Raw genomic sequence first — 12769 nt, forward strand, 5'->3', positions numbered from 1 at the left:
CATGCATATCGTCATTCCTATGTCAGGCAGGGGCCAGCGCTTCCTTGATGCCGGGTACACCGATCCCAAACCCCTGATCGCCGTGGACGGCAAGCCCATTATCGAACACGTGGTGAATCTCTTCCCCGGGGAAGACAAGATGACCTTCATCTGCAGCCAGGATCATCTGCAAAGCACCCGCATGCGCTCCGAACTGGAGCGGATCAAGCCCGGGGCCAATATCATAGGTATCGCGCCGCATAAAAAAGGGCCGGTGTATGCCGTCTCCCAGGCGTACGACCTGCTGGAGGACGAAGAAGAGGTCATCGTCAACTACTGTGATTTTGCCGTGTACTGGGATTACAAGGATTTTCTTCACCACACTCGCTCGCGCAAAGCCGGGGGCGCGGTGCCCGCCTACAAGGGATTCCATCCGCACATGCTGGGGACCACTAATTACGCCTTTCTTCGTGATGATCGCCAGTGGATGCTGGAAATACAGGAGAAAAAGCCTTTCACGGACGACCGCATGCAGGAATTTGCATCCAGCGGTACCTATTACTTCCGCACCGGCGCAATGGTTAAGCGCTACTTTGACGAGTTGATGCACCGGGATGTGAATCTGAACGGTGAGTATTACGTCAGCATGGTCTACAATCTGCTGGTGGAGGCGAATATCCCAGTCTCAATCTACAATGTGCAACACATGCTGCAGTGGGGCACGCCCTCGGACCTGGAGGAATACCAGGGCTGGTCCGATCTGTTTGCGGATTTGCCGAATTACCAGCCTGGCCCGGAGACCGAACCCGGCTCCATGAACCTCATACCCTTGGCCGGGCTCGGCAGCCGTTTTTCTCGGGAAGGCTACGAGACGCCCAAACCTCTTATTCCCGTAAGCGGACGGCCTATGGTGGTGCAGGCCGCAGCATCCTTGCCGCCTGCTGAGCGTCACACCTTTGTGTGCCGTAGCGAGCACTTAGCCGAGCACCCCTTGGACCAAGCTCTGCGCGGAGCCTTCCCAGACACCCGGATAGTGAGCTTGGACGAGGTGACCGAGGGCCAAGCCATAACCTGCCGTCTCGGGCTACGGGAAGAAGACTTTGACGCGCCGCTGTTGATTGGCGCTTGTGACAACGGCATGCTGATCGATGCAGAGGCGTATGCGGTTCTGCGTGCTGACGCCAAGGTGGACGCCATCGCCTTCAGCTTCCGTGGTAACCCCACCAGCGATCGCAATCCACATATGTATGGTTGGTTGGACGTCGATGCGGACGAGACCGTTCTCCGGGTGTCTGTTAAGGAACCTATCTCTGATACTCCGCTCAAAGACCACGCCATCGTGGGAGCATTTTATTTCCGCACGGCCGGAATCTTTTTGGAAGGATTGGACAAGCTGGTCGCGGACAACGTCCGCATCAACAACGAGTTCTATGTGGACAGCATCCTACAAATGCTGGTGGACCTCGACCATACGGTAAAAGTTTTCGAGATCGACCACTATGTGTGCTGGGGGACCCCGGACGATTTGCGCACCTACGAATATTGGCAGAGTTTTTTCCACAAGTGCCCCTGGCACGGGTACACTTTGGACAAAGATCCTTTCATGGAGCAAGGGGCGATACAGGAATATGACGACCGCTACAGAGGATTCAAGCAGTCCTGGGAGTAACAGAGCGGTATGCCTATTTCTGGCAGGCAGGCTGTCTCGGCTCAAGGCCACAAGCTGTTCTTGTTACGGTGCCAACCCTGGTGGCCTGCATGGACTGCTACCGGATACTACCGGCGTATGTACCATCTCTCGGTTTGCTGGATGAATCTCCGATTGTATAAATATATTTCGGATTTGTGGCGTGCACAAGAAGCCTTGCTGTGAGACCGTCTATTTTCGGCACGCTGTACAAGGCCTGCCCTGGCCGCCAGTGTGGGCGCATGTCAGACCATGTAGTTAGTGTCCTGAGCCTTGTATATATGAACGTCAACGCGATGCTCAGCAATGGTTGTGGACCTTGGCGTTGTTATCCCTCCGGCGGCGTCATCGCCAAGACCAGACCTGTGAATCTGCCTATGGTCCTTTTGAAGGCTGTAGGGCTGCTGGATGATTTTCTCGTTCGGATCAGCCCTAATGTTTTTGCCTTGGGATGCTTCGTAGTGCTAAAAAAAGAACTGAGTGCCAGCCGCTCGTAATGTTTGAAAATAAAACCATGAAACTATCGCTCGTCATCCCCTGTTACAACGAGGCCAGGAACATCCCCTTGGTTTTGAAGCGGTTTGCTGCCGTGCTTACCCGGAAGGATGTTGAATTGATACTGGTGAACAACGGCTCCAAGGACGACTCCGCCCGGGTGCTGGCCGAGCAGACCCCGCAATTCCCTTTTGCAAAAGTGGTTACAGTGGACGTCAACCAGGGATATGGGTTTGGCATCCTCAGCGGACTTCAAGAGGCACAGGGCGAGTTCCTTAGCTGGACCCATGCCGACCTGCAGACTGATCCGCGGGACGCGCTCCGCGCACTGGAGGTAATAGAGAGCTCCAGCCGGCCGGAGCGCACCTTTGTCAAGGGACTCAGAAAGAATCGCCCCGTGAGAGACACGTTTTTTACGGTCGGTATGAGCATTTTTGAGACCCTGTATCTACGTACGGTCCTGTGGGACATCAATGCCCAACCCAACATATTTCCTAGGTCTTTATTTGCTGAATGGCAGAATCCGCCCAAGGATTTTTCCCTGGATCTTTACGCGCTTTACATGGCGAAAAAACAGGGCCTCGATATCGTGCGCCTTCCGGTTGTGTTTCCAGAACGTATCCATGGACAGTCCAGCTGGGACACAGACCTGCGCGCCAAATGGAAGTTCATCGATCGTACGCTACGGTACTCTATCCGTCTAAAAAGGGAACTTTTGTAAGGAGCTGTCATGACGACGTTCATATCGCATCGGGTAAACACCCTTACAGAACTGGAGGCCACTCCAACGGAATATGGGGTGGAGATCGATCTGCGGGACCACGGCGACAGGATCATTCTGTCTCACGATCCCTATTGCGGCGGTGAGGACTTTGAGGATTATCTTGCCCACTACAAGCACGGCCCGATGATATTGAACGTGAAGAGCGAGCGCATTGAGCATCGGATTTTGGACATGGTCCGTGCGCACGGCATAGAGGACTTTTTCTTTTTGGACTCTACGTTTCCGATGATAATTCAGTTGTCCGGGCTGGGCGAGCATCGTTTGGCGGTCAGGTATTCAGAATTCGAAGGCCTGGACACGATCCTGGCTGTGAAAGATCGTGTAGAGTGGGTGTGGGTGGATTGCTTTTCGCGTTTTCCACTAACGCGGGAAACTTACGATACTTTAAAGGAATGCGACCTCAAGCTGTGTCTCGTATCTCCGGAGCTGCAGGGGCGTCCGGAAGACATCCTTGGCTACAAAGATAAGTTGCAAGCAAACGCCATGGTATTTGACGCCATCTGCACCAAACTGCACAATATACCCTTATGGCGGAGCTCCCCTTCCTAACTTCAAGCTGGGCCTGCCTGAGAGGTCTCTTTGGACCTGATCCGCATTATCATTCGCTTAGGAATTACCTATCTAAACGTCATTGACTGGAAAATTGTGAAAAATGGATATGAAATCCCAGACATCCAGAACGAACCATTGGATGCTTTTTGGACGCCCGTTCCTGGCGTCTGAAGTGGGTTTTTGACTGATACTGTCTAGTTGGCAAACTACACTTCGCACAAAGGAAACATGGCTTCCATGTCAAGATTTAGCACTATATCTCAGAGAATAATGATTGTGTTTTCTTTGAGCGCAATATGTTATGTATTGGCTTTGATGGTCTGGGCAAATATAGATTTTCTTGTGCCGCATGCTATTTTCATGGACGAGCAGTTAACTTTTGACGGAATTAAAAAAATTCATGCTTCACAATCAGTACATTTACTTATAGAAAATATTGCATCTGACGACCAGTGGTACGGTAGGGTTCACTGGTATATTCCAGCTCTTATTACTATGCCATTTGCCAGATATATTGGTGATTCTGGCATACTTTTATTTACAAGAATACTATCTGCTCTGTATCTCGTGTTGGGGTGCATTGTTTTGTCACGTGTCTTCATTAAGAATAGAGTGCGGCGATATCTGTGCGCTGCAGTGTTGCTGTATATTCCTTTTACCCCATATTACATGACCATGCCGAAGCCGGAGCCGCTGCTGGTATTGCTCTTGGGCGTATTTTTCTGGTTGGTTTCATCCCGACCGGAGAGGCCGAAACGGTGGGCTTTTTTGATGCTGGGCGTCGCCTTGGGCACAAAAATATCTGCTCTGCCATTCGTGCTGTTCTGTTGGTGCGCTCTGTCCGTAGCTGACGCAGTAGATGGTAATCCAGGATCTAATGGAAAGAGCGTCCCCGCAGCAGGAGAAAAGCCAGGCGAAGCAGCCGTGGCGAGGTTTAGCCCCGTGGTCCTCGCTAAAAATCTGGCCACCTACCTGCTTGCCATCCTGCTCGGCTTGGCTATTGCCAACCCGGGACTCTTCTATGGCAGGGCTATGAGCTATCTCAAGGCCACACTACTCCACACCAGCCACGGCCAGGATGATGCCTCCATAAACTTTTTTACATGGGTTGCCTACTATACTGGAAGGTTTTTCAGTGCGCCGGAAGCTTTCATCCTATTATTTCTTAGCGCCGTCGTGGTGTTGTTCTTGATCTACAGTATTCATTTCCTGTTTGTCCGCAGTACACGTTCGTTCTGTTTGTCAGTGGCCACACTTGTAGGTGACCCTCTCTTTCTACTTTTTACAGCGGCGTACTCCTTCCTTTTGCCCATCATGCTTTTTGTGAAGCGGCTGTGGGGGTTTTATCTGTTTATTGGGACGATCCTACTCATGGTCGGCTTCATTGCCACTTTAGAGCGCGCATTCTTACGCAATGCTCCCTGCGCCAAGTGGCTTTCCATGGCGGTCTTTGCTTTTTCTGCCTATTTCATTTTCTGCCAGGGTGGTATCACTTATTGGTACTTTGCAAGGGCGGCAGGCCGTTCGGCATCTCAGGAGCACTTGGCCAAAGAGGAGGAACACCAACAAATCATGTCTTTTTTGGAATCCGCCAGCCATGATTGGCAGGTTCCACTCCAGGTGGCGTACGACCCCCATCTTTATATCTTGCCCTCTCGGAAGGCTGTGTCCATTGATCAGTACTGGGGGCCGTTCTCCCTCTGGCAGGATGGTTACGATATCATCATAATGCTGGAGGAATATGATCCGAGGGTTGTCCTCAAAAATCTTAACAAAACAAATCTGCATTATGACGAGGTGGCACAGTCTGCGGCTCGGCTTGAGGAAGCGTTGTCCCCGGGATGCAAGGGCATCTGCTATCAGCGTGTGCCCTTTGTACCGGAGCGGGTCCGAATATTTACTCGCCGCTAGCCGTTCGTTGCCAATGTAGAAACCAGCGGGAATTTTATATCGCCCCAGTTTGAAGAGTCCTTGATTAGAGGAAGTACTCTTGGCTGCTCTCCAGCACAAGGACATCCCTATGACGTTGAGGGGGCTCCCCCATTTTTACGAGACCTAAAAAAAGAGGTTATGTATAATTCCCCAAAGCGGCCTCACGCGGGTTCTCGTGTGCACGACCATAGCTTCCGCTCCTGCCTTGTCACACACCGTGCATCTTCAGGCCGGTGAGATAACTACCGGGAGCTAGGACCGCCGCGGGGAAGCTCTCAACGAAGCGCATTCACAGAGGGCATCAACAACCCAGCCATTCAGCTCTCGGGTGGTCGTGCACCGCCCCTAGCACGCACAGCTCTCATAAAAATCAATGAGGTGGGAGATCATGCGCTGCTCGTTCCAGTATGTTTCCATGAATGTTCGGGCGTAGTGCCCGTACGCCATACGCGTCTCGTGGTTCAGGATAAGCTCCCGCAGGTCATCCTCCAGCGTGTCGAGGCTGCTGAGGAACCAGGGCAGTCTCTCCGCCCCTGTGATCTCAAGGATGTTTCTCCTGTTCCAGTCATCGAGCCCGGCCACGACGCAGCGGCCCTGGCTGAGCGACTCCAGGCTGCTGATTCCGAAGTACCCCTGCAGGTGATCGAAGATGATGTGTGCGCGGCGCTTGATTCGCAGGCACTCCGCATGGGTTTTGTTTTCGATCATTGTGAAGCCGAAAGGCAGGCCTTCAGCTTTGAGTTTCTCCAGAACGTGCAGCAACTCGGCTGTATTCTTGAGCTCTTTCCGGGTGGGTGCGTGTGCGATCTGTACGGTCTCATCCTTGATGTCCGGCATGGGGAGGTACAGAACATCATGGATTGGCACGATATTGGGCTGCCAGCGGGAGCCGGGGAGTAACTTGAGCAGGTCGGGTGTGCTCACAAGGCGGTTGATGCGTGCGCGTTCGTCGTACTTGCGTTCGAACTTCGCAGGGTCACCGCGGAAATCAGGGTGTCCATGGTGATGGTGGACGATAATCGTACGGTCCATGAAGTCCCGGGGAAGGAATCCGCAGAAAGGTGTGTCCTCATCGCAGGTCATGTGGAAGTGGAAGATGTCCGCCTCTTCCATGAGGACGCCAACCTCTTGCTTCTCTGCCGCATCGAGCCATTCTTCATGCAGATCCTTCTCGAACATGCAGGTGTAGCGCAGCTCTTTGGTGACAAGACGGCACGTGTGCTCGGTATAGCGGTTGATGGCGTTGGTAAAGGCAATGGCGGTCCCGGCCGGGTCGTTGATTGCGAGCATCAATATGTTCATGGTCTGTAGGGGCTCCGGGTAATCGCGCGGCAACGGCTTGGCGTCATAGAAGAATAAGAAATATCAATCATGGAAAGCCAGAACAGGTTCCGGGTGTCGTCAATCGTCACCGCCGTGTTGCGGCCTTGTCTGGTTCTGCCTTCCCTGCCTTTTGTACACGTCCCCACTGCCTGTGGGAATATCGCACGAACCGCGCGATGTTAGAACGCTGCGCCGGCTGGCTCGTCCGGGGCGTGTGGCCCGGGACGCGCGGCCTCTGATTGGCTCCGCATGAGCCGTTCGGATCGATTCGCCCACGACGGTCTCTTTCATGAAGCGCAACCGCGCTCAAATCAATCGATAGCCACAGGTAGGCGGACCGGGCTCGATCGTTCGAGGTCGCACGGCTCGATACGTGTGCCCGCGGATCAATATGTTGTGGCACGCTGTGTTGCGCTTCCCGTGTATATTTCTTCTCTTGGTTGCTGATTCTCCCCCAGGCTGGTTGCCCCAGACTTACAGCTCGCTTTTGTATGGATTCCCGTGGGCTGGGCACGGATGGAACAAATCCTGCGCTGCGTCACCAGACGTATAAAGGTGCTGCACTGTGCGAGCAGAAAATACGACCACAGCGGTGTAGAACGATATTTTCAGAGTGATTATTGACAAAAGTTAATGAATGTGGAAGCTGTATGCGGCAACCGAACATTCAGCATATAAATTTGTTCGAAATCGCACAGAACTCATTGATAGAGAGAATAATACATTATGGAATGAGAGTAGTCAGTCAATAGAGTTCCGAATGTGCCGCATGACTCATGATTGTGTTCATTTTGGCAATTTAATCATTCGTTCAGCTATTGGGGGGAAGCCGTGAGGAGTGTCATATCCTGCGTCGTGCTGTGTGTCGCCTTGTGTCTGACTGGTTGCGGTGTTCAATCCCGCGCAAAGACGTCTGATTTCAACAAGCTCTACGAAGAAGGCCAGTACGAGGAGGCCTTGAAGGTCGCTACCGACGGCGCTGCCAATGCGACGGAGGCCAGCGATCCTCTGCTCTGGAACCTGCACGCCGGGGCGTGTTATATTGCCGAGGACCGCTTCGATAACGCCATTACAATTTTCGACGAGGCCGAAGCATACTGCAAGCAGGATGATCTGGAGAACGACGCGCTCAAGGGCGCGCAGACAGCCGGCGAGATTCTCACCAACCGGTATCTCCTCGACTACGATCCCACCCAATACGACAAGACGTTCGTCAACTACTACAAGGCGCTCTCCTTCATGGCGCTGGGGGATTTCGACAACTCGCGCGTCGAATGGAACCGCGTGTACGAGCGGCAGCGCATGGCCGTTCAGGAGTTCGAGAAGGAGATAGCCAAGACCAGGGAAGAGATTGAGGCCGAGGCTGAGCAGCGTGTTGCGGAAGCCCAGAACGCCACCGAGGCCACCAATGCGACTGCCGTCGAGGCCGAGCCGGACGCGGAAGAGACCGATGTCGACATGGATCGCATGGTCGAGGCCGCCAAGGCCAAGATGGACGAAAAAAGCGAAAATCACCGCGCCTGGAAACCGTACACAGACTATGTGAACCCGTACCCCACCTACATCGGCGGCATATACTGGCTCGCCAAGGGAGAGGACAAGGGCGACTACGAAAAGGCTCTGGACAACTTCAAGCGCGTCAAGGGCATGACCGAGTGCCAGCTGGTGGACAAGGATATCGAGGCCGCCACGGCGTGCCTGGGCAAGGCCGGAGGTAAAGCCGCGCAGAAGAATGTCTGGGTCGTGTTCGAAAACGGTATGGGCCCGGAGCTCAAGGAGGTCCGGCTCGACCTGCCTATCTTCGCGGTCAGCCAGGATTCGCCCATCAAGACCGTCTCCATGGCCCTGCCGTACATGGCGTTCCGCAACAAGGCCTATGATTATCTGGAGATCGAGGCCGGCAAGGCCAAGGATCGCACGATCCAGCTGGCCGACATCGACCGTGTCGTCGCCACCGAGTTCGACGTCTACTATGACTCGATCCTCGCCAAGAGTATCGCCTCCACCATCACCAAGATGCTGACACAGGTCGTGGCGGAGAAGACTTTGGGCGATACAGGCGCTCTGATCATGGGCATTTTCAACTCGCTCACAACGCAGGCCGACACCCGGATGTGGACCGCGCTGCCCAAGGAAGTCCAGGTTGCGCGCCTTCCCCTGCCCGAGGACGGCCATCTGCTTCTCAAGTCGCCGCAGGGCGTGGTCCTCTCCGAGATAGAGATACCTGACTGCAACGACTGCATCGTCTACGTCCGCATTCCGAAAGCCAATGTCCCCGCCGCGGTTGCAACCATACCGCTGTAGCCGTCGCGGGATTGAATTCATTTCACCGAGATCAGGAGTCAAACCATGAATCGTCTTCGTTTGTTCAGCGTGGCGGCGTTGCTGCTCGCTCTCGTCGTCGCCTGTGGATGCACCCCAAAGAAAACGGTCAAGGTCGACCCCATGCAGGACTCCGTGACCATGGGGCTGGACTATCAGGACTTTGCCGGCGCCGCCGATGCGATGATCAACGACATGCTGGCTTCGGGCGCCGTGGATCGGCCCGGCGGCGGCCGCTATGTCCTGGCCATCTCCCGCGTGACCAACGACACCATGCAGCGCATCGACACCGACCAGTTGACCAAGAAGATCCGCGTGGCCCTGCTGCGCAGCGGCAAGGTCGTCACCACCACGGCCATCGGCCTGGGCGGTCCGGAAGACCCCATGGCCGCCGAGGTGCGCAAGCTGCGCAAGTCCAAGGAGGTCAACCAGGGAACCGTGGCGCGCAAGGGCCAGATCGTCGCGCCGGACCTCAGCCTCTCCGGCAAGATTATCCAGCGCAACTACCGCGTGGACTCCGAGACGCAGCAGGTGGACTACTACTTCATGCTCTCGTTGACCGACGTGAACACCGGCCTGGCAATCTGGGAATCGGAAAAGCCGATCAGCAAACAGGGCACCTCGCGCAGCGTGTCCTGGTAGGCAGGGAGAGAGCATGAACAAGATATTATGCATGGCGATCGCCATGGCGATCATGATGTTGTCGGCGCCGCTGACCGGCCTGGCGAATGATGGACAGGCGGCTCCGGCTGAAGAGGCCCAGGTCGCCGGGGAGGCCACCGATGCTCCCAAGGCTGGTCCGGCCATCCCCACCGAGCTGACCCAGGCTGTCCAGCAGCAGGTGGGTGCAGCAATGCAGACGCAGCAAGAGCAGGCCGCTCCGGCGGCAGAAACGCAGGCCGCCCCGGAAGCTGTGGCCGAACAGTCGCAAGCGCCCCTGCAGGAATCCGAACAGGCTGCCGCCGCCATTCCGGCGCCGGCCCAGACCACCGGCACGGTAGTCAACGCCGTGCAGGAGGTCATGGCTCCCACGCCGCCGCCTCCGGCCGAACCCCGGGAAGAGGCTGCCGCCGGTCCCGTTTATCTGGACTCCATGCCGAGCGACGAGGTCACTGCCGAGATCGCCGACTCCAGCAAGCCCGAGCCGGTGAACCCGGACATTCTGCTCACGGAGCTCATCGACGAGTATCAGACCTCCGGCATGGGCCGCGTGTTCCTGGAGAAGATGGACCGGCAGGAGCTGTTCTACACCACGGCCACGGCCATCGTGAACGTCAAATCGAACAGGAAGAACTGGGTGGACCACAGGGTGGAGGCGTACCGCGAGGCAATCCTCGACGCCCAGGCCCAGTACATCGAGTTCCTCAGCTCAAGCATCGGCGCCACGGTCAAGAAGACCTTGATCGAGGACAACCAGTTGCCGCAGTTCACTGACGAAGAAATCGCCAACCCGTCGAAAGTAAAGAGCCTCGTGGACAAGCTCGTGGCTCTCGGCGGCACCTACCTGGACAACAAGCTCGAAGAAATGGGCGTGGACCCCAAGGAGTATGATGCCGCGCCGCCGAGCAAGAAAAAGCTGCTGATGATGAAGGCCATCCAGCAGGAGACCATCACGCGCTCCATGGCCGAGCTTTCCGGCGTGGTCCCGGTCAAATCCTTCGAGGCGCACGACAAGGACGGGAACTACAAGGTGGCGGTGGCCATCGTGGCGTCTCCCAAGTTCCGCAGCTTTGCCAAGGAGGTCCTGGAGAGCCGTGAGAACGTCAAGCCGAACGCGCGCAAAGTAGGCGGTCCCTCGGTTCGCGCGCAGATCCTCGGCGACAAGAAGGCCCTGCTGCAGGAGTTCGGCATCCGCAGGATCTACGACCAGGACGGCTACCCCGTCCTCGTCTCTTACGGTCAAAGCGGCATGGGCTATGCGGGCGACAACTATCAGAAGAAAGAGCTCTATCGCCAGGCGTCGTTCGACCATGCGGAAAGCCAGGCCAAGGCCAACTACGCCCTGCTCATGAACGCCTATGGCCACACCTCCAGCCAGACGCTGGAAAGCTCCGTGGTCAAAGACGTCGCCAAGGTCACGCTGCGGGATGGCGAAGAGGTGCCGTCGGAAGAGTTCAGCACCGACATGATAAAGTCGGAGATCCAGAAGATCGAGGTGCACGGCTCCATCAAGAGCTTCCCCGGCATCCGGGAGCTCTACCGCTGGACAATCACGCATCCCGAGAACGGCCAGGAGGTCAACGGCGTGGTCTATGCCTGGTCTCCGCGCTCCGCCGCGCTGGCCCAGGAGATGAAGAAGACGCCTGAGCAGAAGGCGGCCAAGGCCCCGGCCCAGCCGAAGCACGAGGGCTCTGCCGGCGGCAACGTGAGTAAGGACGTCATGTCCCCCAACGACTTCTAGGACGAGCTCATGCATACGACAGCAAGTGCAGGAATACGATACATCGCAGGCTTCCTTGCCGTTCTGGCCTGCCTCCTTCTGGCCCCCGCCATTGCGGGCGCCGTGGAGTACCATGTGGAGGTGCAGGGCTATGGCGTGACGCACTCCGACGCCGTGGTGGATGGGCTCCAGGAAGCATCGCGGCAGGTGACCGGCGTCTCCATCGACTCGCAGGAGATCGTTCGCAGCCAGTCCGCCATGGTCACCGTGGACACGGATGACGGCGACAGCTCTACAGCCATGGTTGGCAAGTCTTCCGACAGCGCCATCACCATAGGCACCTCCGGCATCATCAAGCGATACAGCGTGCTCGACTCCGGTCAGGATGGCGGGCAGCACGTGGTCACCCTGTCTGTGACCATCGAGAAGTACGAATCCCCGGGGCTTTCCACGGACAGCCGGCGCAAGCTGGCCGTCATGCCGTTCCGGCCCGGCCGCGGCGTTTCCGGCCGCGCCATCGATCTGCTTTCGCAGTCCTTGGTCAACGAGTTCACGCAGAGCCGCCGCTTCGCCGTGCTCGATCGTGAGTACGAGGAAGTGATGGCTAAGGAGCGCAACGTGTGGGCCAGCGGCGACGCCAGCGTGCTTGAACGAGCCAAGCTCGGTCAGCGCCTGGGTGCGGACTACCTGGTGTACGGCACGGTGAGCAGCCTTTGGGTGAACACGAAAAAGACCTACATCGAGATGACGGACGAGACCGTTGTGGAGACCTCCGGCGGCGCGTCTGTGGAGTACCGGCTCATGGTGCCGGCCACGGGCCAGGTGAAGTGGTCCGATACGGTCTCCACCTCCTTCCACCGGGACGGCGGGGGCGGCGGGATGGAATCGAGCATGCTCAAGACGCTCGCCACCAAGATCGTGCACGAGAGCATGGAGGTCATCTACCCCATCCGCATCATCAACATCTCGGGCTCGAAGATCTACATCAATCAGGGCGGCAAGACCGTGTCCAAGGGCGATCGGTTCGACGTCTTCTCACTCGGCGAGGAGCTCATCGACCCCTACACCAACGAGTCCCTGGGGCAGGAAGAGGTCAAGATCGGCGCCATCGTGGTCAAGCAGGTGAAGCCCAAGTACGCCATTGCCGAGGTCGTGTCCGGAGACAAGGGCGCCTTTGAGAAGAACTACATCTGCCGCCGCGGCAAAGCCGTGAAGAGCGCGAAGCGAGCCAAGCCCAAAGGCAGCGCCTCCAATGTGAAGACAACGCAGTCTGGAGGCGTGGTGCTACCGTTTGATAAGAAGTAGGCGAACGTGC

10 protein-coding genes are annotated in these 12769 nt (G+C 56.4%); 9 read left to right on the forward strand and 1 reads right to left on the reverse strand.

Annotated elements, in window-relative coordinates:
* Position 1: 1 nt before the first annotated feature.
* The 5 genes from E8L03_RS15755 (at position 2) to E8L03_RS15775 (ending at position 5408) form a co-directional block, all read left to right on the forward strand.
* Positions 2–1648 carry an NTP transferase domain-containing protein gene (locus E8L03_RS15755; RefSeq protein ID WP_171267867.1) on the forward strand — a complete coding sequence of 549 codons (1647 nt, stop codon included), beginning with the start codon at positions 2–4 and terminating at the stop codon, positions 1646–1648.
* A gap of 299 nt (positions 1649–1947) precedes the next feature.
* Positions 1948–2163, forward strand: a complete 216-nt coding sequence (locus tag E8L03_RS15760) for a hypothetical protein (protein WP_144306243.1) — start codon at positions 1948–1950, stop codon at positions 2161–2163.
* Between the two features lie 17 nt (positions 2164–2180).
* Positions 2181–2882 (forward strand): glycosyltransferase family 2 protein, encoded by a 702-nt coding sequence (locus E8L03_RS15765; RefSeq protein WP_171267868.1) that lies wholly within the window; start codon positions 2181–2183, stop codon positions 2880–2882.
* A 9-nt stretch (positions 2883–2891) separates the two neighbouring features.
* Positions 2892–3494: a PI-PLC domain-containing protein gene (locus E8L03_RS15770; RefSeq protein ID WP_144306245.1), complete on the forward strand. Its 603-nt coding sequence runs from the start codon at positions 2892–2894 to the stop codon at positions 3492–3494.
* 240 nt (positions 3495–3734) lie between these two features.
* Complete coding sequence (locus E8L03_RS15775) at positions 3735–5408, forward strand: hypothetical protein (RefSeq protein ID WP_171267869.1); 1674 nt, start codon at positions 3735–3737, stop codon at positions 5406–5408.
* Between the two features lie 366 nt (positions 5409–5774).
* Here the strand turns inward: E8L03_RS15775 and E8L03_RS15780 are convergent, their stop codons facing one another.
* On the reverse strand, positions 5775–6731 hold the full coding sequence (locus E8L03_RS15780; RefSeq protein ID WP_171267870.1) for a glycosyltransferase family protein: 957 nt from the start codon (positions 6729–6731) through the stop codon (positions 5775–5777).
* Positions 6732–7583: 852 nt separating this feature from the next.
* Here E8L03_RS15780 and E8L03_RS15785 point away from each other — a divergent pair.
* Genes E8L03_RS15785 through E8L03_RS15800 form a run of 4 tightly spaced genes read left to right on the forward strand, consistent with a single transcriptional unit; the run spans position 7584 to position 12759 of the window.
* Positions 7584–9056 carry a COG3014 family protein gene (locus E8L03_RS15785; RefSeq protein WP_171267871.1) on the forward strand — a complete coding sequence of 491 codons (1473 nt, stop codon included), beginning with the start codon at positions 7584–7586 and terminating at the stop codon, positions 9054–9056.
* Positions 9057–9101: 45 nt separating this feature from the next.
* Positions 9102–9716, forward strand: a complete 615-nt coding sequence (lpoB, locus tag E8L03_RS15790; RefSeq protein WP_144306249.1) for a penicillin-binding protein activator LpoB — start codon at positions 9102–9104, stop codon at positions 9714–9716.
* A gap of 13 nt (positions 9717–9729) precedes the next feature.
* Positions 9730–11475, forward strand: a complete 1746-nt coding sequence (locus E8L03_RS15795; RefSeq protein WP_171267872.1) for a DUF6844 domain-containing protein — start codon at positions 9730–9732, stop codon at positions 11473–11475.
* A 9-nt stretch (positions 11476–11484) separates the two neighbouring features.
* Positions 11485–12759 carry a CsgG/HfaB family protein gene (locus E8L03_RS15800; RefSeq protein WP_171267873.1) on the forward strand — a complete coding sequence of 425 codons (1275 nt, stop codon included), beginning with the start codon at positions 11485–11487 and terminating at the stop codon, positions 12757–12759.
* Positions 12760–12769 lie beyond the last annotated feature (10 nt).

The organism is Oceanidesulfovibrio marinus (assembly GCF_013085545.1).
Taxonomy (GTDB): domain Bacteria; phylum Desulfobacterota; class Desulfovibrionia; order Desulfovibrionales; family Desulfovibrionaceae; genus Oceanidesulfovibrio; species Oceanidesulfovibrio marinus.

Coding starts and splice junctions, on each gene's coding strand:
- E8L03_RS15755 (WP_171267867.1), top strand. CDS start 2: ATGCATATCGTCATTCCTATGTCAGGCAGGGGCCAGCGCTTCCTTGAT.
- E8L03_RS15760 (WP_144306243.1), top strand. CDS start 1,948: ATGAACGTCAACGCGATGCTCAGCAATGGTTGTGGACCTTGGCGTTGT.
- E8L03_RS15765 (WP_171267868.1), top strand. CDS start 2,181: ATGAAACTATCGCTCGTCATCCCCTGTTACAACGAGGCCAGGAACATC.
- E8L03_RS15770 (WP_144306245.1), top strand. CDS start 2,892: ATGACGACGTTCATATCGCATCGGGTAAACACCCTTACAGAACTGGAG.
- E8L03_RS15795 (WP_171267872.1), top strand. CDS start 9,730: ATGAACAAGATATTATGCATGGCGATCGCCATGGCGATCATGATGTTG.
- E8L03_RS15800 (WP_171267873.1), top strand. CDS start 11,485: ATGCATACGACAGCAAGTGCAGGAATACGATACATCGCAGGCTTCCTT.
- lpoB (WP_144306249.1), top strand. CDS start 9,102: ATGAATCGTCTTCGTTTGTTCAGCGTGGCGGCGTTGCTGCTCGCTCTC.
- E8L03_RS15780 (WP_171267870.1), bottom strand. CDS start 6,731: ATGAACATATTGATGCTCGCAATCAACGACCCGGCCGGGACCGCCATT.
- E8L03_RS15775 (WP_171267869.1), top strand. CDS start 3,735: ATGTCAAGATTTAGCACTATATCTCAGAGAATAATGATTGTGTTTTCT.